This is a genomic window from Arthrobacter sp. SLBN-100 (genome assembly GCF_006715305.1).
GTDB lineage: Bacteria > Actinomycetota > Actinomycetes > Actinomycetales > Micrococcaceae > Arthrobacter.
In genome coordinates this window covers 741690-767273 of the sequence record NZ_VFMY01000001.1, presented here as the reverse complement: position 1 = coordinate 767273, position 25584 = coordinate 741690, and the positions used below count along the sequence as shown (strand labels likewise).

Sequence of the window (25584 nt, the reverse complement as noted above, 5' to 3'; positions counted from 1 at the left end):
CTGTACTTCGGTATAGGGTCGGCGGTATGGCGTTGCGACTTGTTCAAGTGAATTTCAAGGCCGGCGATGACTCGGCGCTCGGCCGGTTTTGGGCGGAGGCGCTCGGCTGGGACATGTCCAGCGAAGGGCCCGGCGTGACCAATGTGGAACCCTTGGACTTTGCCTGGCCGGACCCCGTGGCGGTCTGCGTCGATGTGGTGACCGTCCCGGACCCCGAGACGGTGAGGTACCGCGCGCACCTCGACCTGAACTCCACCTCTATGGCCCATCATGCGGAACTCGTGGCGCACCTGCTGCAGCTCGGGGCGACGCCCGCTGACGTTGGCCAGGGTGATGTGCCATGGAGGGTTCTGGCCGATCCGGAGGGCAACCTGTTCCGTGTGCTGGAGCCCCGATCAATCTATTGGGACACCGGGCCGATCGCGGCGGTGGTGGTCAGCTGCATCGATCCGCGGGCCATGGCCCGATTCTGGGGCGGGGCGACGGACTGGACCGTGCACGAGGTGACCGACGGTTCTGCGCGGCTCCGGTCCGCCACGGGGGTGGGGCCGTACCTTGAGTTCCATCGCGTGTCCGAAGTGAAGACCGAGTTGGGCCGTGCCCATCTGGACCTGATGCCGTACCCCGCTGATGATCAGTCAGCGGAGGTGGACCGGTTGCGGGCCTTGGGCGCCACCGACGTCGACCTCGGCCAGGGCGATGTGCCCTGGGTGTGTCTCGCCGACCCGGAAGGCAACGATTTCTGCGTCCTCACGCCGGGATGACTCAGACAGGCCGTTGGGTTAAGACGATGTTAAAGATGTGTGGCCGGCACCTATCGGTACCGGCCACAACCATCAGTTCAAGCGAACTGGAAACCTTACAGTGCGTTGACCTTCTTGGAGATCGCCGACTTGCGGTTCGCTGCATTGTTCTTGTGCAGGACACCCTTGCTAACAGCCTTGTCCAGCTTGCGGCTGGCAGCAACCAGGGCAGCAGCAGCTGCATCCTTGTCCGTGGACTCAACGGCGGTGTTGACGGCGCGGATGGCCGTCTTCAGCTCGGACTTGACTGCGTTGTTGCGCAGGCGTGCCTTCTCGTTGGTGAGGATGCGCTTCTTCTGGGACTTGATATTCGCCACGTGTGAACTCTCTTTTTAATGCGGAAATGGTCTAGAGGGCTTTCAGATTGGCCATTGACTGAGCGGCGTGGGGATACCTATGGCGGCCAACCATCAGTGGCCGTCGACCTGCACGGACACACAGCTATAAAGAATAGCAGGTCAGGCGCGGGGCTGGCCATTTGGGCGGCGCTAGCTCCAGCCGTGTCGCCACCGGAGTCCTGCTGCCACCGTTTCAAAGCGCTCACGGTCCAGCACGGAGCCTTCCCGACGGATGCTGTCCGGCCGCAACTGCAGGATGCGGTCCAGCCGGGCCTCACTCGGCCGGCCCTGCCGGTCCCAGGCTCCAACGCCCAGGTCCAGATAGTCCCTGGAGACTGCCGACGCCGGCACACGGTCTTTGCTGGTGAGCATCAGCCCCAGCAGGTAGCCGCCGTTGCGGCCCACCACAAGCACCGGCCGGTCCTTGCCGCGGGTGGAGTCCTCCTCGTAGGGGACCCACGCCCACACCACCTCACCCGGATCCGGTTCACCGTCCGGCTGCGGAGCATAACGGAGGCTAAAGCGGCCGCGGTAATCGCCAGGGTACTGGGTGTCCTGGTATGAACCGGCCGGGGGTTGTCCGCCCTGATCCTTGGCGGGGATGGAAGGCCCTCGGGCAGGGCGGCCGGTTTGCGGCACGGCGCCGGCACCCTTGCCGGTCGCCCGCAATATGCGCAGGCCGGCTTTGACGGCGTTAGCCAGGGAATAAAGGTTGATTGCCATTCGGCAACCCTATCCCCGGACATCCTCCCCGGTGGCGGAAGGTTGAGGGCCAAGAAATGCGGTGACAGCGGCCCGGACGTGGGACACTGGAGGTTCCAAGATGTGCGGCTGACCGCAGGAGCCTTCGTTGTGCTCCGCGGAACCGCGTGAATGCCAACAGTAAGGACCCTGCGTGTCTCCCATGGCCCGCACCGCCCCGGTGCCCGCCGCGACAGATCCGGCCATTATTCGGAACTTCTGCATCATCGCGCACATTGACCACGGCAAGTCCACTCTGGCCGACCGCATGCTGCAGTTCACCGGCGTCGTTCAATCCCGCGACATGAAGGCCCAATACCTGGACCGCATGGACATCGAACGTGAGCGCGGCATCACCATCAAGTCCCAGGCTGTCCGCATGCCCTGGGAACTCGACGGCACCAGTTACGCACTGAACATGATTGACACTCCCGGCCACGTCGACTTTACCTACGAGGTCTCCCGGTCCCTGGCGGCCTGCGAGGGTGCAATTCTCCTGGTCGACGCAGCACAGGGCATCGAGGCCCAGACGCTCGCCAACCTGTACCTGGCGATGGAAAACAACCTCACCATCATCCCGGTCTTGAACAAGATTGACCTCCCGGCGGCCCAGCCCGAGAAGTACGCCGCGGAACTGGCGAGCCTGATCGGCGGGGACCCGGAGGACGTACTGCGGGTCTCGGGGAAGACCGGAATGGGCGTTGAAGCCCTGCTGGACAAGATCGTCCGCGACCTGCCGGCCCCGAAGGGTGATGCAAATGCCCCCGCCCGCGCCATGATCTTCGACTCTGTCTACGACACCTACCGCGGCGTGGTCACCTATGTCCGCGTGGTCGACGGCATGCTGCACCCCCGCGAACGCATCCAGATGATGTCCACCCGGGCAACCCATGAACTCCTCGAGATCGGTGTGAGCTCCCCGGAGCCCACCCCGTCCAAGGGCCTGGGCGTCGGCGAAGTGGGCTACCTCATCACCGGGGTAAAGGACGTCCGCCTGTCCAAGGTCGGCGATACCGTCACCAACCTCGCCAAGCCGGCCGCTGATTCGCTCCCCGGCTACGCAGATGCCAAGCCAATGGTCTTCTCCGGCCTGTATCCGTTGGACGGCACCGACTACCCGGTGCTGCGCGATGCACTGGAGAAGCTGATGCTCAACGATGCCGCGCTGGTATACGAGCCGGAAACGTCCGCCGCACTTGGTTTCGGCTTCCGTGTGGGCTTCCTCGGACTGCTCCACCTGGAAATCACCCGCGAGCGGCTCGAACGCGAATACAACCTGGACCTGATCTCCACCGCCCCCAACGTGGAGTACGAGGTCACGCTGGAGGACAAAAAGGTGGTCCACGTGACCAACCCCAGCGAGTACCCCTCAGGCAAGATCTCCGAGGTCCGCGAGCCGATGGTCTCCGCCACCATCCTGGCCCCGAACGAATTCGTCGGGGCCATCATGGAGCTGTGCCAGAGCCGCCGCGGCGTGATGGGCGGCATGGACTACCTGTCCGAGGACCGGGTGGAAATCCGCTACCGCCTGCCCCTGGCCGAGATCGTGTTCGACTTCTTCGACATTCTGAAGTCCAAGACCCGAGGCTACGGCTCGCTGGACTGGAAGGCCGACGGCGACCAGGTGGCCGACCTCGTGAAGGTGGACATCATGCTCCAGGGTGAGCAGGTGGATGCATTCTCCGCCATCACCCACCGCGACAAGGCGTACTCCTACGGCGTCATGATGACCACCAAGCTGCGCGAGCTTATTCCACGCCAGCAGTTCGAGGTGCCCATCCAGGCCGCCATCGGCTCCAGGATCATCGCCCGGGAAAGCATCCGCGCCATCCGCAAGGATGTCCTGGCCAAGTGCTACGGCGGTGACATCTCCCGAAAGCGCAAACTGCTGGAGAAGCAGAAGGAAGGCAAGAAGCGCATGAAGATGGTGGGCCGCGTCGAGGTCCCCCAGGAAGCCTTCATCGCCGCGCTCACCACCGACGAATCCAAGGACAAGGCCAAGAAGTAGTGATCACAGCGGCCGGCAACACCGGAGGCCCCTGCAATGCCTAGCACTCTTCCCCTCGGCGACCCCGCGCCGTCGGACGGTCTGCTGCCCGCCCAGGCAGTGCACGGTTCGGCGGACCGGGCGTTCGGGCTGTATGTGCACATCCCGTTCTGCGCTGTGCGCTGCGGGTACTGCGATTTCAACACCTATACGGCCACGGAACTGGGCGACGGCGCCTCCCAGGATGCCTACGCCGGCACCGCTGCATCCGAAGTGACGATGGCGGCGAAGGTTCTCTCGGCGTCGGGCCTTCCTCCGCGGAAGCTGAGCACGGTGTTCTTCGGCGGGGGCACGCCCACGCTGCTTCCCGCGGACGACCTTGCCCTGATCCTCCGCAGGGCCATCGACCAGTGGGGAATTAACGACGGCGCTGAGGTCACCACGGAAGCGAACCCGGACTCGGTCACGCCGGAATCCCTCGCGGTCCTGAAGGAAGCAGGATTTACCCGTGTCTCCTTTGGCATGCAGTCCGCCGTCCCGCATGTCCTCAAGGTCCTGGACCGTACGCACACCCCAAGCCGGGTTCCACAGGTGGTCCGCTGGGCACGGGAAGCGGGACTGGCCGTGAGCCTGGACCTGATTTACGGAACGCCGGGGGAGTCCCTCGCCGACTGGCGCCATTCCCTGGAAACCGCCCTGTCCTACGAGCCCGACCACATCAGCGCCTATGCCCTGATTGTCGAGGACGGCACCAAGCTCGCGGCCCAGATCCGCCGTGGCGAGGTTCCCGGCATTGATGACGATGACCACGCCGACAAGTATGAGCTTGCCGATCAGTTGATCACCGAAGCCGGCCTGGGCTGGTACGAGGTCAGCAACTGGGCCCGCACACCGGAGCAGGCCTGCCGCCACAACCTCGCCTACTGGCGCGGCGATGACTGGTGGGGGATCGGCCCCGGTGCGCACTCCCATGTGGGCGGAGTCCGCTGGTGGAACGTCAAACACCCCACAGCCTATGCAGGCCGCCTGGCCCAGGGCCTCTCGCCTGCTGCCGGCCGGGAAACGCTGGACCCGGAGACCCGGAATGTGGAGCGGGTGATGCTTGAGGCACGGCTGCAGTCCGGGCTCGCAGTGTCCACGCTCGGTGCAGACGGCAGGCACGAGGTGGCCGGCCTGATCGCGGACGGCCTGGTGGAGCCCGCGGCAGCATTCCGGGGGCGGCTTGTCCTCACCCTCAAAGGCAGGCTGCTGGCTGATGCCGTGGTGCGCCGGGTCCTTCCGGCCTGACCGTCCAACCCCTATTGCCGTGAAACCAGGGGACCCGGCGCGGGAGGGTGACGTGCGGCGTCCAGGCGGCGGGCCTGGCGTTGGCGCACACCCCTGTGCGGCACTCATGCAGGCCTGCATGAAGTTCCAGCAGGGCCGCGAGGCGAGACTTGGCAGCCCGGCGCCGGCAAGCCTGGCCCAATCTGTTCGAGTCAGGCAATGCAGGGATTCGTCGAAGATTAACTCGATGCTGCGCATGCCGCCTTTGTGCTACTTGATCCAGCGGAGGTTGTACTGGTACCGGTGCGGCTGGCCACGGTTCACATGGATGCCGGCGGCCACGGAGAAGCAGGTCAGCGCAATCCAGATCAGTGTGGCGATCACGGCGAAGATGTTGCCCACCACAGGCACAAACACCAGGATGTTGGCCACCACGGCGGCGATGGTAGGAGGCAGGCTGAAGTTCAGCGCCTCCTTGGACTCCTGGGCGGTGAAGGGGCCCCGGTCGCGGAAGATCAGGTAGATCAGGAGTGCAGGAACGCAGCCCAGGATCCCGCCGAAGTGCGAGAGCGTGGCCCACTGCCTGTCTTCGCTGGCCGTCAGGGGCAGCGCATTCGCCGGGACGCCATGGTACTCCGAACGGCCCTGGCCGCCCTGGCTGTCCCTGTGATCACGTGCGTTTTCTGCCACAGTCTGTTCCTTCGAAAGTGCAATGGTGCTGACTAAGAATGCCGGTTTCTGCTGCGGCGCTGCCATCTGCAGATACCGCAGTACCAAGAATACTTGGTGCGGGCGTCCGTGGCCGCCCTAGGGGACGGTGAGGAAATCGATCACTTCCTCCACCCTGCCCAGGAGCGACGCCTCCAGGTCCGCGTAAGTGCGCACGGCGCCCAGCAGTTTCTGCCAGCCCAGCCCGATGTCTTCCTTCGTGGCGTGCGGCCAGCCGAACGCTTTGAGGATGCCGGTCTTCCAGTCCTGCCCGCGGGGCACTTCAGGCCACTTCCCGATGCCCAGGACGGCCGGACGGATCGCCTGCCAGACGTCAACATAGGGGTGGCCGACAATGAGGACGTTGCCGGCAGCGCCGGGGGAGGCCATCACGGCGTCGGCAATGCGCGACTCCTTGGAGTCGGGCACCAGATGGTCCACCAGCACTCCGAGGCGCCGCCCGGGACCGGGCTTGAAATCGGCAACGGCCGCCGCGAGGTCATCAATGCCGTGCAGGGGTTCGACGACGATGCCCTCCACCCGGAGGTCGTCACCCCACACCTTCTCCACCAGTTCGGCGTCGTGCTTTCCCTCCACCCAGATGCGGCTCGCCTTGGCCACCTGTGCCCGTTGCCCAGCCACCCGGACCGAACCTGAGGCTGTCCTCCCGGCGGCCGGGCCACTGCCCCGGGCCTGCTTGGGAGCGGGCGGCATAAGCCGGATTGCCTGGCCTTCCAGGAGGAAACCAAAGCCCAGCCGGAAGGACCGGGACTTGCCCCTGCGGTCCTCCAGCGCCACCACATGCATGCCGCCCGATTTTTCCACCCGGGTCACTGCGCCCACCCAGCCGGACTGGACCTCCTCCAGCACCATTCCCCGCTCCACCGGCACTTCAGGCAGTTGCGTCCGGGCGGGCGCGGTCAGGTCCTGGGCTCCCCAGTTCTGGTATTGCATCCGAATAACTCCGCTTCGTGCTGGATCCTGGCCCGGAATTTCGCCCGGAGCGGTACCAATGCTAACAACGGGGCGAGTCATAATAGACTGTTAGCACTTAGGCATGTCGAGTGCTAACCCCTGTGAGGTACGGTGCGGGCGGAACGGCTGCCCTGATCCCTGGATGGAGGTGGAGAGTGAGCGAGCCGCGGAAGCTGGAAGTACTGCGGGCCATCGTGGAGGACTACGTCCACTCCCGCGAGCCCGTCGGGTCCAAGGCCCTGGTGGAACGGCACCATCTTGGTGTCTCCAGCGCCACCATTCGCAACGACATGGCCGCGCTCGAGGACGAAGGGCTGATCACGGCTCCCCACACCAGCGCAGGCCGTATTCCCACGGACAAGGGCTACCGGCTCTTCGTGGACCAGATTTCCGCGGTGAAGCCGCTGTCCCAGGCCGAACGGCGGGCCATCCAGTCCCTGCTGGAAGGCGCCGACGATCTCGACGACGTCCTGGACCGCACGGTCAGGCTGCTGTCCCAACTGACAAACCAGGTGGCAGTCGTCCAGTACCCGCACGTCAACCGCGCAGTGGTCCGGCACATCGAATTTGTCCTCCTTGCACCACGGAAGGTGCTGGTGGTGCTGATCGCCAACAGCGGCAAGGTGGAGCAGCGGGTCATTGACGTGGGGCAGGACCTGGGCGACGACGTCCTCGCCACGCTGCGCGCCCGTTTCCTGGGATCCCTCGGCGGAACGGCACTGGCCCAGCTGGCGCAGTCGCTGCCGGCCGTGGTATCCGGCGTCGCTCCCGCACAGCGGCAGGCGGCACAGGCGTTGGCGCATGGATTGGAAGCCCTGGCCCACAGCAGCCGGGAGGACCGCATGGTAATGGCCGGGACAGCAAACCTTGCCCGGTCCAATGTCGATTTTCCGCTCAGCATCGGCCCTGTGCTGGAAGCGCTCGAGGAACAGGTGGTGATGCTGCGGCTCCTGAGCGAGATGGCACAGGACCACCGCGGGGTGGCCGTCAGCATCGGCCGCGAGAACCCCTACGACGGACTGGCGGAGGCCTCGGTAGTCGCCACGGGGTATGGGCCGGACAGCGCCGCGAAGATCGGCGTGCTGGGACCCACAAGGATGGACTATCCCACCACAATGGCAGCGGTCAGGGCCGTTGCCCGGTACCTGTCACGCATTTTGGGACCCTGACCGCACGGTCCAGGCGCCCCGGTACGAACAGTAGTGCCGGCAGCACAACTGCAGGCAGAACAACAAGGAAGAGATACGAACTTTGAGCAGCCACTACGAAGTCCTTGGAGTCTCACCGGACGCTACCGGAGAAGAGATTAAGAAGGCCTACCGCAAGCTGGCCCGCACCCTTCACCCGGACGTTAATCCCGGTGAGGACGTTGCAGACCGGTTCAAGGCCGTGACCCACGCCTACGAAGTTCTCTCTGATCCCCAGAAGCGCCGGGTGTATGACACCACCGGCAACGAGAACGGCACGGACAACGGCTTCGGCGGCGGGGCCTACGCGGGCCAGGGCTTCGCGTTCCAGGACATCTTCGATACGTTCTTCGGTGCCGGCGGTTCCTCCGGCCCCGCATCGCGTGTCCGCCGCGGCCAGGACGCACTCATCAGCGTCCGGATCGAACTACGCGACGCCGTGTTCGGCGTCAACAAGAAGCTTGAAGTGGATACGGCAGTGGTCTGCCCCACCTGCGAAGGCTCGTGCTGCCGGCCCGGCACGCATCCGGAGCGGTGCGACATCTGCGGCGGCAGCGGCCAGGTCCAGCGCGCGGTCCGGTCCATCCTGGGCCAGGTCATGACGGCCGCCCCGTGCGGCACCTGCGAAGGTTTCGGCACCGTCATCAAGGACCCCTGCAACGAGTGCAGCGGACAGGGCCGCATCCGCAGCCGGCGTTCGCTCACCATTAAGGTTCCCGCAGGCGTCGCCACCGGCACCCGCATCCAGCTCTCCGGCCAGGGCGAGGCCGGTCCTGCCGGCGGCCCCGCCGGTGACTTGTACGTTGAAATCCGCGTCAACAACGACGCCACCTATGTCCGGGAAGGCGACGACCTGCACGCCACCCTGAATATTCCCATGACGGCAGCTGCACTGGGAACCGACGTCACGCTGGAAACCTTTGACGGGCCCCAGGACATCGATGTGAAGGCAGGAACCCAGTCCGGCGAAATCATCACCTTGCGCGGGCTGGGGGTGACCCACCTGCGCGGTTACGGCCGCGGCGACCTGAAGGTCCATCTGCAGGTGGAGACTCCGGCGAAGCTGGACCCGGCGCAGGAGGACCTCCTCCGTCAGCTCGCCAAGCTGCGCGGCGAGCAGATCACGGAGGGCAAGCTTGCTGCCAGCGGCGGCATGTTCGCCAAGCTCCGGGACCGGTTCGGTAACCTGTAGCGGTGAGCAACCCCGTCTTTTTCACGGCGTCCGGGTCCTTGGACCAGATGGCTCCCGAAGGGCGTTTTCTCCTCGAGGGACCTGAGGCCCGGCACGCGGTGACCGTCAAGAGGCTGGCTCCGGGAGAGCCCGTGGATATCGTTGACGGCGCCGGCACCCGGATGAGCGGAAAAGTTCTCGCCGCCTCCTCCGCCGGGCTCGAGGTCGAATGCACGTCCCTTGTGGTTGAGGCCCGGCCAGGCGTCAGGCTGGTGCTGGTCCAGGCCCTGGCCAAGGGAGACCGGGATGAGCTGGCCATCGAAACCGCTACCGAACTGGGGATCGACGCCGTCATCCCGTGGCAGTCCGAACGGTCCATCGTGCGCTGGAAGGGGGACCGGGCGGCCAAGGCCCACGCAAAGTGGCAGTCCGTTGTTACCGCGGCGGCGAAGCAGGCCCGGCGCGCCTGGATCCCGGAGGTGCGTCCCGCCGTCGATACTGCCGGTCTAGCCGCCGCTGTGGAGGCGGCCGACCTGGCGGTCATTCTGCACGAGGACGCCGTGCGTCCCCTGCGGGTGGTGCTGGAAGCGTGGTTCTCAACTGATGCTGTGGAAGGGCCGCGGGAAGTGCTCCTGATCGTCGGCCCCGAAGGAGGCATCAGCCAGCGCGAGGTGACAAGGTTGTGCGGCCAAGGAGCCGTGACTGCCCTGCTGGGACACCATGTCCTGCGCTCATCCACGGCGGGCCCCGCCGCCGTCGTCCTCGCCAGCGACATGCTGGGGCGCTGGGCGGAGCCGGCAGTCTGAACAGCCGCGGCTAGCGTACTTTGAATCCCCGGGTGTCTTCGCTGCCGCCCTGCTGGCCATCGGAGTCGGGGGTTTGCACCACGCGGAGTTCGTAGTCCCCGGCGGGCAGGGTCAGGGCAAGCGTAAACACTCCGGCCTGCGCAGGGCCAGCTGCAGCGGTTGTTTCGCCGGTCAGGAACGGGGTCTTGTTTCCGTTCTCCTCGGAGCGCAGGATCTGCCAGCGGAGCTTGCTGCCGGGGGCCGTGCTCCGCCCGGTGATCTTGACGCTGCCATCAGCCACCTCAACGTCTTCCTGGGGGTCGATGATCCACACCGGAGCCACGAGCCCTGCCGTGCGGGCCATCAGGGAACCCAGCTGCACGTGGTTGAACGCCACGTAGTCGGTGTGACCGTCCACCAGTATGCGTACGCGGATCTGCTGCCCGGAGTCGATGAGCCCGGAGCTGGCCGCCGCCGCGGTGGCCGTATACACCAGCTGCTGGATGGCCCTGGCCGCCATGTCGGCGTCCAGGTTGCTGTTGAAGGCATCCTCCGACACATCAACGGTGATGACGTCCTTGCCGGAAATCGACGTTGCCAGCTGCTTTGGGTTCTGCCACGGGGTGAAGAAGTCCGGGTCCAGGGGCTTTTCGGACATCATGGCGCGCAGGGCCCGCGTCACGGGATTTTCCTGCTCCGGAACATCCCTGAACTCGCGGTAGAGGAAGACATTGCCGTTGCTGCGGCCGATCCAGTAGACCGGTGCTTTGTTGGAGGACTGCGTGGTCTCCAGCGGCGCGCTGGTGGACGGTGCACCGGAAACGCCGCCCGTGGCGGCGGGACTTGAGGCAAGTGCGCCGGTGGGAACCGGGCCCGGTTCGGCAATGCAGCCGGTCAGGACAGGTACCGCGACCAGGAGCCCGGCAAGAACCATTGAACGGGCGACATTCAATCCTCTTCCGGCCCGGCGGGGCTCTGCGGTTTCCGGCAACGTGATTGCCTGTCCTTTCCTGGTTGGTAGGCCGATCCCCGGTCAGCCGTGGTGCTTCCTTGGCACCCTGGATTTCCAGCATGGCACAGCCCCGGCGGGCAAAAGCCGCCGGATGCGCCCAACGGCGCAACTGCAACGGGAACGATATGAGGCCGATATGAAGTTGATACCTAATGACGGCGGACCGGCCGGAACTGCCGGATCCGGTGTTCGCTGTCAGCTTCGGGTGCCGGGCCTTGGCATCAGCCCTCGGTATCGGGCCGGTGCTGCCTGCTGGCGTAAGATGGTAGGTACCGCTGAGACGCGACGGGGATGCCGCCGCAGATCAGCCAGCAGCTAGTCTTTCGAGATCGAGGGGATCACGGGCCCGCGGGCCAACACCATGACTGAATCAGCTAACGGAAAGCGCAGGCTTGTCACCGGCGAGAGCACAGCGGGAGAGTTTCCCCATACACTCCCTGGCGTCCGCACCGAAGTAGTCCTCTTCGACAACTCCGACCAGATGGTTCAGTCCCTCGGCAGCCATGATGAAGCCTTGCGGTTCATCGAAGAACAATTCCCTGACGTGAACTTTCACGTCCGCGGAAACGAGCTTTCCATCAGCGGACCGGCCACGGACGTGCCGCGGATCATGCGGCTCCTCCACGAGGTCCGGGGACTTGTGGCACGCGGCACGGTCATCAGCCCGGCAGTACTGCAGCAACTCGTGGCCCTGCTCCGCAGCCAGTCCATGCAGAACCCGGTGGACGTGCTGACCCACGACATCCTGTCCAGCCGCGGCAAAACGATCCGGCCGAAGACGCTGAACCAGAAGAACTACGTTGATGCCATCGATGCCAACACCGTGATCTTCGGGATCGGTCCAGCCGGTACGGGAAAGACCTACCTTGCCATGGCCAAGGCCGTCCAGGCCCTGCAGCAGAAAGAGGTCAGCCGCATCATCCTGACCCGGCCGGCGGTCGAAGCAGGGGAGCGGCTTGGTTTCCTGCCCGGCACCTTGAGCGACAAAATCGATCCGTACCTGCGCCCGCTGTACGACGCCCTGCACGACATGATGGACCCGGAGTCCATTCCGCGGCTCATGGCAGCAGGAACCATCGAAGTGGCGCCGCTCGCCTATATGCGCGGCCGCACCCTTAATGACGCCTTCATCATCCTCGACGAGGCGCAGAACACCACGCCCGAGCAGATGAAGATGTTCCTCACCAGGCTGGGATTCGGGTCCAGGATGGTGGTTACGGGCGACGTCACCCAGGTGGACCTGCCCTTCGGCACTCGGTCCGGGCTGCGGATCGTCGAGGAAATCCTGCAGGGCATAGAGGGCGTGAACTTTTCCGTCCTGGACGCCGCGGACGTGGTCCGGCACCGGCTGGTGGGCGACATCGTTAATGCCTACAGCATCTGGGACGACGTCCAGCGGAACAGGGTCAAGCATTCGGCAGGCCGGGAAAAACGGGGGGAACACGCGTGAGCATCGAGGTGAACAACGAGTCCGGGCTCCAGGTGGATGAATCGGAACTTGTTGCCTTGTCCAGGTACATCTTTGAGCAGCTGTACATTCATCCGCAGGCCGAACTGTCCATCCTCCTCGTGGACGAGCCGGCCATGGAGAAGCTCCACATCGAGCTGATGGACGAGCCCGGCGCCACCGACGTCCTGTCAGTGCCCATGGACGAACTGACCCCGGGCACTCCTGACCGGCCCACACCCCAAGGCATGCTCGGGGATATCGCCGTATGCCCGCAGGTGGCCAAGGTCCAGGCGAAGAACGCCGGCCACTCGCTGCAGGACGAGATGCTGCTGCTGACCACGCACGGCATCCTGCACCTGCTGGGTTATGACCACGCCGAGCCTGAGGAGAAGGCCGAGATGTTCGGGCTCCAGCGCGAACTCCTTTCCGGCTTCACCGGCAAAGAAGCGCCCGCCGAGACTACCCAGTGACCCCTTTGCTCCTCGTCGCGATGGCCCTGGCTTTCCTCGGTATCGCGGCAGTACTGACCGCGGCTGAGGCCGCCTTCAATTTCCTCCCGCGCCACGACGCCGAGGAAGCACTCCTGAAGAGCCGCGGCACCGCCATGCGGCGGATCCTGGCCCAGCCCGTCGCCCATATCCGGGCCCTGCGGTTCTGGCGCATCTGGTTCGAGATGGCCTCCGCGGTTGCCGTCGCCGTCCTGCTCTACAGCCTGCTGGACAACATCTGGTTAGCAGGACTGGCTGCCACAGGCATCATGGCCCTGCTGGGGTTCGTTATTGTCGGTGTTTCGCCGCGCCAGCTCGGCAGGCTCCACTCAGCTGCCGTGGTGCGCTTCACCGCGCCGATGATCCGCTTCCTCACCTGGGTCCTGGGACCCATCCCGGGCTGGCTCGTGGCCTTGGGAAGCGCAGCTGCCCCCGGCGCACCCAGCGGCGATGAGGCTTTCTTCAGTGAGCAGGAATTCCGCGAACTGGTGGACCGGGCCAGCGAATCCGACATGATCGAGGACACCGAGGCTGAGATGATCCAGTCCGTCTTCGACTTCGGCGACACCCTGGTCCGGGCCGTCATGGTGCCCCGGACAGACATCCTCAGCATCGAAGCCGGCTCCAGCCTCCGCCGGGCCATGTCGCTCTTCCTCCGTTCGGGATATTCCAGGATTCCCGTCATCGGCGAAGATACGGACCACATCCTGGGCATCGTGTACCTCAAGGACGTAGCGGCAGTCCTCCACGAGCTGGCACCCGGCGAGGAACCGCCCCTGGTGGATTCCCTGGTCCGGGAAGTCCGGTACGTCCCCGAGTCGAAGCCGGTCAGCGACCTGCTGCGGGAGCTGCAAAAAGAATCCACGCACGTGGCCATCGTGATCGATGAGTACGGCGGCACCGCCGGCCTCGTCACCCTTGAGGACCTGATTGAGGAAATTGTGGGCGAAATCGTGGACGAGTACGACACCGAAAGTGCCGAGGCTGTGGAGCTTGGGGATGGCTCCTACCGCGTCAGCGCCCGGATGAGCATCGATGACCTCGGCGAGCTTTTTGACATCGAGCTCGACGACGACGAAGTGGACACCGTGGGCGGCCTGCTCGCCAAAGCGCTGGGCCGCGTGCCCATCGTCGGCAGCCACGTGGAAGTGGACGGGGTGTCGCTGCGGGCCGACAGGCTCGAAGGACGCCGTAACCGCGTCAGCCACATCATTGCGGCGCCCGTTCCAAAAGTAGACACTGACCTTGAAGACCTCTTCCAAGAGGCGGAAGCAACCCAGCAGGGAGTTCCACGTGAGCAAGAAAAATAAGGCCGTCGGCGAAGAGGATTTCGGTGGCTTCCATGCAGGGTTTTCGGTCCTGGTGGGCCGTCCCAACGCCGGCAAGTCCACGCTGACCAACGCGCTGGTGGGCAAGAAAGTGGCCATCACTTCCGCCAAGCCGCAAACCACCCGCCACACCATCCGCGGAATTGTCCACCGGGAGGACGCGCAGTTGATCCTGGTGGACACACCGGGCCTGCACCGTCCCCGCACCCTGCTTGGCAAGCGCCTGAACGACCTTGTGGCGGACACCTTGGCGGAGGTGGACGCCATCGGCTTCTGCCTGCCCGCGAACGAAAAGATCGGCCCGGGCGACAGGTACATCGCGGCCCAGCTCGCGGCCGTTGGCCGCAAGCCCATTATCGCCATCGTCACCAAAGCGGACCTGGTCGACAGGCAGGCCCTCACCGAGCAGCTCCTGGCAGTCGCCGCGCTCGGGCGCGAAGTGCTGGGGGAGGAAGGCTGGAAGGATATCGTTCCAGTGTCCGCCAGCGACGGCTTCCAGGTGGAAACGGTCGCCGACGTGCTGATCAGCCACATGCCGCCGTCGCCCCCGCTGTACCCGGACGGGGAGCTGACCGACGAACCGGAGGCCGTAATGGTAGCCGAGCTCATCCGGGAAGCGGCGCTGGAAGGCGTCCGCGACGAACTGCCGCATTCCCTCGCTGTAGTGGTGGAAGAGATCGTCCCCCGGGAGGACCGCCCGGACGACAATCCCCTCCTGGACGTCCGGGTGAACCTCTATGTGGAGCGCCCGTCGCAGAAGGCCATCATCATTGGCAAGGGCGGCAGCCGGCTGCGCGAAGTAGGCACCAATGCACGCAAGGGAATCGAAGCGCTCCTGGGAACGCGCGTCTACCTCGACCTGCATGTAAAGGTCGCCAAGGACTGGCAGCGGGACCCGAAGCAGCTGGTCAAGCTGGGCTTCTGAGCCCTGCAACCGGTGCCGGCCCTGGCCGCCCGGCAATTTCCCAGACTGGACCACTAAAATGGACCGGATTCAGAATCTAGAGGAAGGTTCCTTACGTGGGGCGAGGCCGCGAAAAGCGCGAAAACGGAGCTGACGTGTCAGCCGGGGGACCGAGGTCCAGGCACGCGGAAGTTGGCACCGTTGGAGCCGCGCGCCACCTGGGGCCCGAACGGGGGATGCCGGTGTGGTTGAAGATCGTCACCGGCATCCTGTCGCTGGCGATGATCGGCGCCCTTGCGTTCGCCGGATTCTGGTTCGTCCGGCTGCAAAGCAACATCTCCAAGGCGCCGCTGAATGCGGGCGGCGGAAATACGGACGCTGCGGTGAACGACTCGACGGGGCGGATGCAGATCCTGATCCTGGGTTCGGACACCCGTGACGGCCTGAACGGCGGCTACGGTACCTCGGATGATTCGAACGGCTACGGCAAGTCCGACGTCATGATGCTGATGGACATTTCCGAGGACAACAAGCGCGTCAGCGTGATCAGCTTTCCGCGCGACCTGCTGGTCGACATCCCGGAGTGCAAGGACGAGAAGACCAACGAGACCTATGCGGCCCGCAGGGGTGTGATGATCAATGAGGCCATGGGCGAGGCGGGTATCGGCTGCGCCGTGGACACCGTTAACAAGTTGACCGGCTTGAAAGTGGACCACTTCATGATGGCGGACTTCAACGCGGTGAAGGAACTTTCCAACGCCGTGGGAGGCGTGGACGTCTGCATCAGTGACCCCGTATACGATCCCGATTCGCGGCTGCGGCTGCCCGGGGGAACCTCCGCGGTGCAAGGTGAGATGGCCCTGGCCTTCCTCCGCACCCGCCATGCATTTGCCGACGGCGGTGACCTGGGACGCATCAAGGCCCAGCAGGGATTCCTTTCCTCGCTCACCCGGAAAATCAAGGACGAAGGCACGCTGTCCGATCCCGGCAAGATGCTGAAGATCGCCGACGTTGTGACCCAGAACCTGACCGTGGACGAGGGCCTGGCTTCAGTGCCCACGCTGCTGACCATCGGCAACCGGCTTAAAGACATCGATATCAGCAAAGTCGCGTTCGTGGCGGTTCCCACCACGCCGGCGCTCGTGGATCCCAACAGGCTGCAGATCGCCGAACCGGCCGGTTCCCAGCTGTTCTCCGCCCTGCAACAAGACATCGACCTGACCGACCCGACGGCGCCCACCACAGCCGCACCCAGCGAGACGCCCACAGCAGCCCCGACGGAGACGGCCGCCCCGCTCCCGGCCTATGACAAGGCGCTCCAGCCCGTCACCGTGGCCAACGGAACCGGCCTTCCCGGCCGGTCGCAGGAGATCGTGCAGGCCTTGATCGCCGGCGGTTTCACCCAGACCGGACGGTTCGAAGCAGTCGCGGTGGCCCAGTCCGTGGTCTACTACGGGACGGGCTTCGAGGACGTAGCTGCCGACGTCGCCGCGCAGCTGGGGATACCCGCAGCCCAAATCCTGCCCGCACCGGCCGTATCCGGCGTCCAGGTGTACCTCGGCACCGACTTCACCTCCGGCACCACCTACGGCGCGGACGTTGCGCTGCCGGAGAATATCGTCAACCAGACAGCCGGGGACACACTCTGCCAGCAGGCCAACCCGATGCTTATCGTCAACAACTAGCAGGGACTGGGCCCAGGCCTGGAAATACCAGCACTAAAAATCGGGGCCCGCGATAGCAGGCCCCGATTTTTTGGCTGCTACCAGATGCTGACGCGCTCCCCGGGAGCCATCCACATGCCGTCCTGCTCAGTGACGCTGAAGGCTTCCTGGAAGGCGTCGAGGTTCTTGGCAATGGCGTTGGTACGGAATTCATTGGGGGAGTGCGGGTCCGTTGCCAGCCGGCGGATCGCTTCCTCGCCCCGGATCACCTGACGCCAGCCGGCGGCCCAGGAAGCAAAAAAGCGCTGGTGGCCGGTGAGGCCGTCCAGGACCTCGGGTTCCTTGCCGTCGAGGCTGATCAGGTAGGCCTTGTAGGCGATGGCCAGGCCGGCAAGGTCGCCGATGTTTTCGCCGAGGGTAAGCCGGCCGTTGACGTTATGTCCGGGCGCGGCATAGGGGGAAAGCGCATCGTACTGCGCCACCAGTTTCGCCGTGAGCTGTTCAAAGGCCTTCCGGTCCTCGTCAGTCCACCAGTTCCGCAGGGCGCCGCCGCCGTCGAACTGGGACCCTTGGTCGTCGAAGCCGTGGCCTATTTCGTGTCCGATGACCGCCCCGATTCCGCCGTAGTTCACGGCATCGTCGGCGTCGGCGGTGAAGAACGGCGGCTGCAGGATCGCCGCCGGGAAGACAATCTCGTTCATCATCGGATGGTAATAGGCGTTGACGGTCTGCGGGGTCATCAGCCACTTGTTGCGGTCCACGGGCTTGCCTACCTCGTCCAGGTGCCGGTCGACGTCGGCATTATGGGCGCGCTCCACATTGCCCAGGAGGTCAGCGGGGTCGATCTCCACAGCGGAGTAATCAATCCACTTCTCCGGGTAGCCGATCTTCGCCCGGAACCCCTCCAGTTTCCGCAGCGCCTCGGCTTTGGTGGCCTCACCCATCCAGCCCACCGCGGTGATGCTCTGCCGGTAGGCCTCAATGAGGTTGGCAACGAGCGTTTGCATGCGTGCCTTGTGGGTTTCCGGGAAATGCCGGGCCACGTAGATCTGTCCCACGGCTTCGCCGAGGGCACCCTCCACCACACCCACACCGCGTTTCCAGCGGTCCTTGTTCCGCGGCGTGCCGCTGATGGTGGTGCCGTAGAACGCAAAATTGGCGTCGACGAAGGCCGAGGACAGGTAGGGCGCGGCGGCACTGACCACCCGCATGGCGAGCCATTCCTGCCAATGAGCAAGAGGCTCGGACTCGACAAGGGCCGCCGCTCCGTCGAAGAACGGCGGGGTGCTCACCACGATCTCCTGCCGTTTGGCCTCGTCGATACCGGCGGCTGCGAACCACCTGGAGAGCAGCGGGAACATGGCGGACGCCTCGTCCGCCGTCTTCAGGTTGTAAGTCTTTTGCGGGTCCCGCAGCGTGACGTTGTCCCAGTGGTGGCCGGCGAGTTTGGTTTCCAGCGCCACTACCCGCCCGGCGGCGGCCCCCGCTTCCCTAACACCTGCCAGTTCGAACAGGGTCTTTACATGTGCCTCGTACGCGGTCACCATTGGCGCGAACTTTTCTTCCCGGTAGTAGGACTCGTCGGGCAGTCCGAGGCCGCCCTGGCCCACATACAGGAGGACCCGGTCGGGATTGCCGGCGTCCGGCGCCGGGTAGATGTAGAAGAGCCCGCCGACATCGGCGCGGAACAACCGGCCCGCCAGGGAGACCAGGTCTGCCACGGAGGTGGTGGCAAACACCTCCGCGAGCCGCTGGCGGATCGGTTCCATGCCCCTGGCTTCAACGGCAGCTTCGTCCATGAAGCTGTTGTAGAGGTCCCCGACCTTCTGCTCGATGCCGCTGGCAGCCGCGCCCTTCGCTGCCGCCTCCTCGATGATGTCGCGGACAGCGATTTCTGAGCCGTCGCGGAGCGCCGTGAAAGTCCCTTCGAGGGGCCGGTCATCGGGAATCTCGGTGGCCTTCAGCCACGCCCCGTTCACGTGCTGGTAGAGGTCATCCTGCGGCCGGACGGTGTTATCAAAGGTGGACAGGTCGATCCCCGAAATGGGCACGGAAGCTCCTTTTGATGAAGAGCCGCGGCCAGCGGAGTACCGGGCGGCGTCTGCATGATGGACGTAACGGACGGTAGTGCCCTTTCATCTTACGCACCCGTGCTACTCTCAAATTGTGCGTGCAGAGCTTCTTCTTCTTAGCTGCCGCGGCGAGGCCTCAGACGCGATCTAGCGCAAGGCCCACCCTCGCTGCGGAGTTTGTGTTGCCCGGCCACCTTTCAAGAAGAACCACAGAAAAGGCCCCGAAAGTAATGCGAAACGCACAAAAGCCCTCCGGAATGCCCGCCCACCGCTACACGCCGTTCCAGGACCAGATCAAAGTTGAGCTGCCGGACCGCACCTGGCCGGACAAGATCATCACCAAGGCCCCGCGCTGGTGTGCAGTGGACCTGCGGGACGGCAACCAGGCCCTGATCGATCCGATGAGCCCGGCCCGCAAGATGAAGATGTTCGACCTGCTGGTCCGGATGGGCTACAAGGAGATCGAGGTCGGCTTCCCCTCCGCTTCCCAGACAGACTTCGACTTTGTCCGCCAGCTCATCGAGGGCAACCACATCCCGGACGATGTCACCATCCAGGTCCTGACACAGGCGCGCGAGCACCTGATCGAACGGACCTATGAGTCCCTGGTGGGCGCCAAGCAGGCCATCGTCCACCTCTACAACTCCACCTCAGTGCTGCAGCGCCGCGTGGTGTTCAACCAGGATGAGGACGGAATCCTGGATATCGCCCTCCAGGGTGCACGGCTGTGCAAGAAGTACGAAGAAACACTCGTGGACACGCACGTGACCTACGAGTACTCGCCGGAATCCTTCACCGGTACAGAGCTGGAATACGCCGTGCGCGTGTGCAACGCCGTCGCCGATGTTTTTGAAGCCTCCGCGGACCGCCAGGTCATCATCAACCTGCCCGCCACCGTAGAAATGGCCACCCCCAACGTCTACGCGGATTCCATCGAATGGATGAGCCGCCACCTGCACCCGCGGGAGGGCATCATCCTCAGCCTGCACCCGCACAACGACCGCGGAACGGGCGTTGCCGCCGCGGAACTGGGCTACATGGCCGGCGCCGACCGGATCGAAGGCTGCCTGTTCGGCAACGGCGAGCGGACCGGGAACGTGGACCTGGTCACCCTGGGCCTGAACCTTTTCGTCCAGGGCATCGATCCCATGATCGACTTCTCCAACATCGACGACGTCCGCCGGACGGTGGAGTACTGCAACCAGCTGCCTGTCCCGGAGCGTTCCCCCTACGGCGGCGACCTCGTCTTCACCGCGTTCTCGGGATCCCACCAGGACGCGATCAAGAAGGGCTTCGAGGCCTTGGAGCGGGACGCGGCCGCCGCCGGCAAGGACGTTTCCGACTTCACCTGGCAGGTCCCGTACCTGCCCGTGGACCCCAAGGACCTGGGCCGCAGCTACGAGGCCGTCATCAGGGTCAACTCGCAGTCCGGCAAGGGCGGCGTTGCCTACCTGCTCAAGAACGAGCACAGCCTCGACCTGCCGCGCCGCGCCCAGATCGAATTTTCCGGTGTGATCCAGAAGCGCACGGATACTGTGGGCGGGGAAGTCAGCGGGGCCCAGCTGTGGCAGGTCTTCCAGGACGAGTACCTGCCGTCCGGGAAAACCGACGGGCAGTGGGGACGTTACTCCCTGGGCGGGGTCAAGACGGAAACCGATGACGACGGCGGCATGACGCTCCACGCCTCCCTCACCGTGGACGGCGTGCAGGTGCAGCGTACGGGCACCGGAAACGGTCCTATCGCCGCGCTACTGAGCATCCTGCGGGAAGACGGCGTGGACGTCCGGGTGCTGGACTACAGTGAGCACGCCCTTTCCGAGGGTGGCAATGCGATGGCCGCCGCCTACGTGGAATGCGCCGTGGGTGAGCGGGTGCTCTGGGGTGTGGGCGTTGACGCCAACACCAGCATGTCGTCACTCAAGGCCGTTATTTCAGCGGTCAACCGCGCCATCCGGGACGTCCGGGCCTGATGCGCACCGTTGTGCCGCCGGGAGGGCCCGGGCGGCACAACGGCGCGGCCGCTCCGGTTCCGGCTCCCTCGCACCGGGCGAGGCGTGACCGCAAAGAAATGGGAAGATAAGGCGTGGTCCAACACTCTTTCGCCTCCCGGGCGTACCGGGACGACGCCGTCGTCCTCCGTACCCACAAACTGGGTGAAGCGGACCGCATCATCACGCTCCTGACCAAGCACCACGGCCAGGTCCGGGCTGTCGCCAAGGGCGTCCGGCGGACCAGCAGCCGGTTCGGTGCCCGCCTTGAGCCCTTTATGGTGGCGGACCTGCAGCTTGTGTCCGGGAAGACCTTGGACATCGTCACCCAGGCAGTGGCCAAAGGGGCCTACGGCGGAAGCATCGCCGCGGACTACGGCCGGTACACCGTTGCCGCCGCTATGACGGAAACGGCCGAGAAACTCACCGACGTTGACGGCGAGTCGGGAACCGCGCAGTACAACCTGCTGGTCGGGGCGCTTGCTTCGCTTAGCCGGGACGAACACGCCGCGGGGCTGATCCTGGACTCCTACCTGCTGCGGGCACTCGCCACCGGGGGCTGGGCTCCGAGCTTCACGGATTGTGCCCGCTGCGGACTGCCCGGCCCGCACAACGCCTTCTCCGCGCCCCTTGGCGGGATGGTGTGCGCCGGGTGCAGGCCGCCGGGCTCGCCGGCGCCGGCGGCGGAAACAGTGAGGTTGCTGGCCGCGCTGCTGACCGGGGACTGGGCAACGGCGGACGCCTCGCTGCCCGTGCACCGCAAGGAAGCCGGCGGCCTGGTGGCCGCTTACCTGCAATGGCATCTTGAACGCGTACTGAAGTCCCTCAAACATGTGGAGCGCAGCTGACAGTGGCCTTGGGAAAAAAGAAGAACACATCCCCTCAGCGGACGCACCCCGTGGCCGCCCCCTACCCGCACCCCTCGGGGGCTGTGGCGCCGTCCATTCCAGCGGAGTTCATTCCACGCCACGTGGCTATCGTGATGGACGGAAATGGCCGCTGGGCCAACCAGCGTGGATTGCCGAGGATCGAAGGGCATAAAGCCGGGGAGCCCGCACTCCTGGACGTTATGGCCGGGGCCATCGAGCTCGGTATTGAGTATGTCAGCGTCTACGCCTTTTCCACCGAAAACTGGCGGCGTTCCCCGGAGGAAGTGCGCTTCCTCATGGGATTTAACAAGGATGTGCTGCGCAGGCAGCGGAACCAGCTCGACGAATGGGGTGTACGGGTCCGCTGGTCCGGCCGCCGGCCGCGGCTTTGGGGCTCGGTGATCCGCGAACTCGAAGAGGCCGAGCAGTTCACCGCCGGCAACAGCACCTGTACGTTGACCATGTGCGTTAATTACGGCGGCCGCGCGGAGATCACCGATGCGGTCTCGGCCATCGCCGCCGACGTGGCAGCGGGCAGGCTGAAGCCCGGCGCCATCACTGAGCGGACCATCCAGAAATACCTGGACGAACCGGACCTTCCGGACGTCGACCTTTTCCTGCGCAGCTCGGGGGAGCAGCGGCTGTCCAACTTCCTGCTCTGGCAGTCCGCTTACGCCGAGTTCGTGTTTATGGACACGCTGTGGCCCGACGTCGACCGACGGACCCTGTGGGCTGCAGTGGAAGAGTACGCCCGGCGGGACCGCCGGTACGGAGGCGCCGTTGATGCCGCCAAGCCCTCAGACGTGGATTCCACCCGGTAGACCTGTCAGGCCTGTCCGGAATAACTTCCCTTCCGCCGGGTTCCCGTTAGGCGGGCCCGGCATACCCCCGAAGCCAGCGCGCCAGCCTTGCATAGGCGTCGGCGCGGACGTTGGCCGGGGAGAGAAACACATCGTGCAGGGCTCCGTCGATCCTTTCAACCGTCACAGTGCGGCCCAGGGTGAGGGCCCGTGCGGCAATAACGTTGACGTCAAGTACCGCATCCGTCCGCCGCATTTCTTCTGACCAGAAGAGTCCGTTGGCGCTTCCGCGGGACAGCAGCACCAGGACGGGAACTTCGATATTGAGGCCGCGGGCTACCTTCCCGTGGCCGGCGAGCACCGCGCTGAGCCAACCCGCCCGGACGGGAAACGCCATCGGCGGGCGGTACTGGTCATCAAGGGCCCATTCGCCGTCCGCCGCGCTGCTGATGGTGCGCCAGTAGAAACCGCGCGGCGGCAGCCGCAGCACCGCCTCCGGCCGGAAACGCGCCACCGGCCCCACCATGCCGGATGCTGCCCGACGCACCAGGGCGCTCCCATGCATTTCCAGCCACGGGCTGTTGAGGATGAGCTGCGAGACGGCCCCGGGGTGCCGGCTTGCCCACAGAACCGCAATCAGCCCGCCCGTCGAATGCCCCATCAGGGTCAGCGGCAGGGCAGCGCCTTCCTGGCTGATAAGCCGGGACGCCGTCTCAATTTCGGCGTCATAATCGGCCAGGTCGGACACATAGCCGCCCGGCGACCCCGGGCGTAGGCTCCGCCCGTGGTTGTGCATATCCAGGGCGTAAAACTCGTAACCAGCGGAGGACCAGAAACGCGCCAGGTCAACGTTGAAGAAATAGTCACTCCAGCCGTGCAGGAAAAGCACAGCCCTGCGTGGCTTCGGGAAGCGCACGGGTTCCCCGCCGGACTCCTGCTGGCCTGGTTCCTGCTGGCCTGGTTCCTTCAGGACGGGCCGGAACCGGACCAGGGTGGCGGTCCTTTCCACGCCGTCGTGTCCGGCGGCCGAAAAGGTATGGGACTCGAACTCGTCGCCCAGGATGTCCCGCTGCCATGCCATGGCTTTATGCTAATCCGACTGCCCGTCGGCGCGGCTGGCCAGGTCCGGATCCGCGGTAGCCCAGCCCTTGTGGCGGAGGTTCGTTTTGGTGTGGCGCCGCCAAGGCGGAAAACTGGAAGGCATGCGCATTTATCCCACCTTCTTCAAGCTGGCCTTTTCATGGATGGACGCCGAGCGCGCCCACACAATCGGGTTCAAGGGCATCAGGCTTGCGCACCGCTCCGGCGCAGGAAAAATCCTGGCAAAACTGACAGCGCCGGCACCATCGCTGCAGACAACGGCGTTTGGCATCACTTTTCCGTCACCCTTCGGGCTTGCCGCCGGCTTCGACAAGGAAGGCCATGGCATTGAAGCCCTCACGGAACTCGGCTTCGGCCACGTCGAGGTGGGAACCATCACCGGGCAGGCCCAGCCCGGCAACGAAAAGCCGCGCCTGTTCCGCCTGGTTGAGGACCGCGCTGTCATCAACCGGATGGGATTCAATAACGACGGCGCCACCACCGTGGCCCCGCGGCTGGCGGCTGCGCGTGCCGCGCTTCAGCGCAGGCACCCTTCGGTGCGCCCCGTCATCGGCGTCAACATCGGCAAGACCAAAGCGGTGGAACTGGGGGATGCCGTGGAAGACTACCTGGCCAGTGCGCGCAGCCTCGCACCCGCCGCGGATTACCTGGTGGTCAACGTCAGTTCGCCCAACACGCCTGGGCTCCGGCTCCTGCAGGATGTGGAAAGCCTCCGCCCGCTGCTCACCGCCGTGGGCGGAGAAGCAGACCGTGCAGCAGGCCGCCACGTTCCGTTGCTGGTGAAGATCGCCCCTGACCTGAGCGACGAGGATATCGACGACGTCGCCCGCCTTGCGCTGGACCTGAAGCTGGACGGCATCATCGCCACCAACACCACCATTGCCCGCACCGGGCTGGCTTCCCCCGCGGAACAGGTGGAAAGATGCGGGGCAGGCGGGCTTTCCGGCGCACCGCTGAAACAACGCTCCCTCGAAGTGCTTCGGCGGCTCAAAAAGGTCACGGGCGATTCCCTGGCCCTGGTGGCAGTTGGCGGCGTGGAGACTGCCCAGGATGTCCAGGACAGGCTCGACGCCGGAGCAACCCTGGTGCAGGGGTACACGGCCTTCCTCTATGAAGGACCGTTCTGGGCCGCCCGTATCAACCGCCAGCTGGCGAAGAACCGCCGCGCCTGAGCTGCCGGTTTAATTCGTACCGATTCAATGCTTAAGCAGATAACCCCGGCGGTCATCCCGCCGGGGTTATCTCTTGTCTTAGGCAGCTTGAGTCCTGCGGGCCGCGTCAGGCCGGGTACTGCCCGCGCTTAACCTGGGGTTTGGGCAGGCGCAGCTTGCGGAACTGCAGGGAGCGCATGGAGCCGTACCAGACGGTTCCCCGCTCCACCTCGCCGAATTTCGCGGCCAGCCGCTTGCGGAGCTGGCGGGAAAGGATGAACACATCCACGAAAACGGCCAGGAACATCACCCAGAACCCGCCCAGGACATAAATCATCATGTCGCTTGATGCCGGCACCACGAGTGAAACGAGCACAAAGACCAGCGCACCGAACATCAGGTATTCGCCGAGGCTGAACCGGGCGTCCACGTAGTCGCGGGCAAAGCGCTTCTGCGGGCCTTTGTCCCGCAGCGGCAGGAACTTCTCGTCGCCGGTGTCCAGCGCCTGGCGCATCTTGAGCCGCTGGTCCTGCACAGCCTGGCGCTCGGCAGCCTTCGAGGCTTTCCGGTCCTCCGGCACCAGCGGGCGCCTGCGGGCCGCTTCCTGCGCCTTGCGCGTCGGGGTGGGGGCTCCCTTGCCGGCTACGCCGGCCTGCCCCGCCGCAGCATCCGAGGCCTGCTGGTCTATTGATTCCTGCGCCGAGGGCGCTTCCTTTTTACGTCCGAACACCTGAACAGAATACCCTGCGGGACGGCCCCGGTTTCCTGTCCCCGGACATGCCTGCGGTGACGGCCA

23 protein-coding genes are annotated in these 25584 nt (G+C 65.2%); 15 read left to right on the top strand and 8 right to left on the bottom strand.

Going from position 1 to position 25584, the window contains the following annotated elements; all coding sequences use genetic code 11:
• Window positions 1-26 precede the first annotated feature (26 nt).
• Entirely contained in the window at window positions 27-764 is a 738-nt protein-coding gene (locus FBY31_RS03575) for a VOC family protein (RefSeq protein ID WP_142036966.1), read from the top strand.
• Window positions 765-859: 95 nt separating this feature from the next.
• Here FBY31_RS03575 and rpsT read toward each other — a convergent pair whose 3' ends face one another.
• A complete protein-coding gene (rpsT, locus tag FBY31_RS03570; RefSeq protein ID WP_011692086.1) occupies window positions 860-1120 on the bottom strand; it encodes a 30S ribosomal protein S20 in 261 nt (86 codons plus the stop codon).
• A 171-nt stretch (window positions 1121-1291) separates the two neighbouring features.
• Entirely contained in the window at window positions 1292-1864 is a 573-nt protein-coding gene (locus FBY31_RS03565; RefSeq protein WP_142036964.1) for a type II toxin-antitoxin system PemK/MazF family toxin, read from the bottom strand.
• A gap of 172 nt (window positions 1865-2036) precedes the next feature.
• On the opposite strand from FBY31_RS03565, the gene lepA reads away from it, so the two are divergent.
• Both lepA and hemW read left to right on the top strand, forming a co-directional pair.
• Window positions 2037-3890, top strand: coding sequence for a translation elongation factor 4 (gene lepA, locus FBY31_RS03560; protein WP_200833298.1), 1854 nt, complete (start codon window positions 2037-2039; stop codon window positions 3888-3890).
• Window positions 3891-3926: 36 nt separating this feature from the next.
• Complete coding sequence (hemW, locus tag FBY31_RS03555) at window positions 3927-5156, top strand: radical SAM family heme chaperone HemW (protein WP_142036961.1); 1230 nt, start codon at window positions 3927-3929, stop codon at window positions 5154-5156.
• 249 nt (window positions 5157-5405) lie between these two features.
• On the opposite strand, the gene FBY31_RS03550 is transcribed toward hemW, so the two are convergent.
• Complete coding sequence (locus FBY31_RS03550; protein WP_142036958.1) at window positions 5406-5825, bottom strand: DUF4870 domain-containing protein; 420 nt, start codon at window positions 5823-5825, stop codon at window positions 5406-5408.
• Between the two features lie 117 nt (window positions 5826-5942).
• Window positions 5943-6797: a DUF3097 domain-containing protein gene (locus FBY31_RS03545; RefSeq protein ID WP_142036956.1), complete on the bottom strand. Its 855-nt coding sequence runs from the start codon at window positions 6795-6797 to the stop codon at window positions 5943-5945.
• A gap of 176 nt (window positions 6798-6973) precedes the next feature.
• On the opposite strand from FBY31_RS03545, the gene hrcA reads away from it, so the two are divergent.
• From hrcA to FBY31_RS03530, 3 genes are all read left to right on the top strand, one after another.
• Window positions 6974-7987: a heat-inducible transcriptional repressor HrcA gene (hrcA, locus tag FBY31_RS03540; protein ID WP_142036952.1), complete on the top strand. Its 1014-nt coding sequence runs from the start codon at window positions 6974-6976 to the stop codon at window positions 7985-7987.
• 82 nt (window positions 7988-8069) lie between these two features.
• Window positions 8070-9197, top strand: coding sequence for a molecular chaperone DnaJ (gene dnaJ, locus FBY31_RS03535; RefSeq protein ID WP_142036949.1), 1128 nt, complete (start codon window positions 8070-8072; stop codon window positions 9195-9197).
• 2 nt (window positions 9198-9199) lie between these two features.
• Window positions 9200-9982, top strand: coding sequence for a 16S rRNA (uracil(1498)-N(3))-methyltransferase (locus FBY31_RS03530; protein WP_142036946.1), 783 nt, complete (start codon window positions 9200-9202; stop codon window positions 9980-9982).
• 10 nt (window positions 9983-9992) lie between these two features.
• On the opposite strand, the gene FBY31_RS03525 is transcribed toward FBY31_RS03530, so the two are convergent.
• On the bottom strand, window positions 9993-10952 hold the full coding sequence (locus tag FBY31_RS03525) for a GerMN domain-containing protein (protein WP_235012920.1): 960 nt from the start codon (window positions 10950-10952) through the stop codon (window positions 9993-9995).
• Window positions 10953-11334: 382 nt separating this feature from the next.
• Here FBY31_RS03525 and FBY31_RS03520 point away from each other — a divergent pair, with 382 nt between their 5' ends.
• The 5 genes from FBY31_RS03520 (at window position 11335) to FBY31_RS03500 (ending at window position 16828) form a co-directional block, all read left to right on the top strand.
• A complete protein-coding gene (locus FBY31_RS03520; protein WP_142036943.1) occupies window positions 11335-12423 on the top strand; it encodes a PhoH family protein in 1089 nt (362 codons plus the stop codon).
• A complete protein-coding gene (ybeY, locus tag FBY31_RS03515; protein ID WP_142036939.1) occupies window positions 12420-12893 on the top strand; it encodes an rRNA maturation RNase YbeY in 474 nt (157 codons plus the stop codon). The genes FBY31_RS03520 and ybeY overlap by 4 nt, the downstream gene beginning before the upstream one ends.
• Window positions 12890-14221: a hemolysin family protein gene (locus tag FBY31_RS03510; protein WP_142036936.1), complete on the top strand. Its 1332-nt coding sequence runs from the start codon at window positions 12890-12892 to the stop codon at window positions 14219-14221. The genes ybeY and FBY31_RS03510 overlap by 4 nt, the downstream gene beginning before the upstream one ends.
• The gene (gene era / locus FBY31_RS03505) at window positions 14205-15164 is read left to right on the top strand and encodes a GTPase Era (RefSeq protein ID WP_142036933.1); all 960 of its coding nucleotides are present in this window, start codon (window positions 14205-14207) and stop codon (window positions 15162-15164) included. Before FBY31_RS03510 ends, era begins: the two co-directional genes overlap by 17 nt.
• 215 nt (window positions 15165-15379) lie before the next feature.
• Window positions 15380-16828: an LCP family protein gene (locus FBY31_RS03500; protein WP_142045015.1), complete on the top strand. Its 1449-nt coding sequence runs from the start codon at window positions 15380-15382 to the stop codon at window positions 16826-16828.
• A gap of 77 nt (window positions 16829-16905) precedes the next feature.
• Here FBY31_RS03500 and FBY31_RS03495 read toward each other — a convergent pair whose 3' ends face one another.
• Window positions 16906-18858 carry a M13 family metallopeptidase gene (locus FBY31_RS03495; protein WP_142036931.1) on the bottom strand — a complete coding sequence of 651 codons (1953 nt, stop codon included), beginning with the start codon at window positions 18856-18858 and terminating at the stop codon, window positions 16906-16908.
• Between the two features lie 251 nt (window positions 18859-19109).
• On the opposite strand from FBY31_RS03495, the gene leuA reads away from it, so the two are divergent.
• The 3 genes from leuA to FBY31_RS03480 all read left to right on the top strand — a co-directional run bounded on the left by leuA (window position 19110) and on the right by FBY31_RS03480 (window position 22557).
• Window positions 19110-20849: a 2-isopropylmalate synthase gene (gene leuA, locus FBY31_RS03490; RefSeq protein ID WP_142036928.1), complete on the top strand. Its 1740-nt coding sequence runs from the start codon at window positions 19110-19112 to the stop codon at window positions 20847-20849.
• A gap of 113 nt (window positions 20850-20962) precedes the next feature.
• On the top strand, window positions 20963-21715 hold the full coding sequence (recO, locus tag FBY31_RS03485; protein WP_142036925.1) for a DNA repair protein RecO: 753 nt from the start codon (window positions 20963-20965) through the stop codon (window positions 21713-21715).
• A gap of 2 nt (window positions 21716-21717) precedes the next feature.
• Window positions 21718-22557: an isoprenyl transferase gene (locus FBY31_RS03480; RefSeq protein ID WP_142036922.1), complete on the top strand. Its 840-nt coding sequence runs from the start codon at window positions 21718-21720 to the stop codon at window positions 22555-22557.
• 46 nt (window positions 22558-22603) lie between these two features.
• Here the strand turns inward: FBY31_RS03480 and FBY31_RS03475 are convergent, their stop codons facing one another.
• Window positions 22604-23617, bottom strand: a complete 1014-nt coding sequence (locus tag FBY31_RS03475; RefSeq protein WP_142036920.1) for an alpha/beta hydrolase — start codon at window positions 23615-23617, stop codon at window positions 22604-22606.
• A 121-nt stretch (window positions 23618-23738) separates the two neighbouring features.
• Between FBY31_RS03475 and FBY31_RS03470 the strand changes: the two genes are divergently transcribed.
• Window positions 23739-24809 (top strand): quinone-dependent dihydroorotate dehydrogenase, encoded by a 1071-nt coding sequence (locus FBY31_RS03470; RefSeq protein ID WP_142036917.1) that lies wholly within the window; start codon window positions 23739-23741, stop codon window positions 24807-24809.
• A 106-nt stretch (window positions 24810-24915) separates the two neighbouring features.
• Here FBY31_RS03470 and FBY31_RS03465 read toward each other — a convergent pair whose 3' ends face one another.
• The gene (locus tag FBY31_RS03465) at window positions 24916-25518 is read right to left on the bottom strand and encodes a DUF3043 domain-containing protein (RefSeq protein WP_142036914.1); all 603 of its coding nucleotides are present in this window, start codon (window positions 25516-25518) and stop codon (window positions 24916-24918) included.
• Between the last annotated feature and the right edge of the window lie 66 nt (window positions 25519-25584).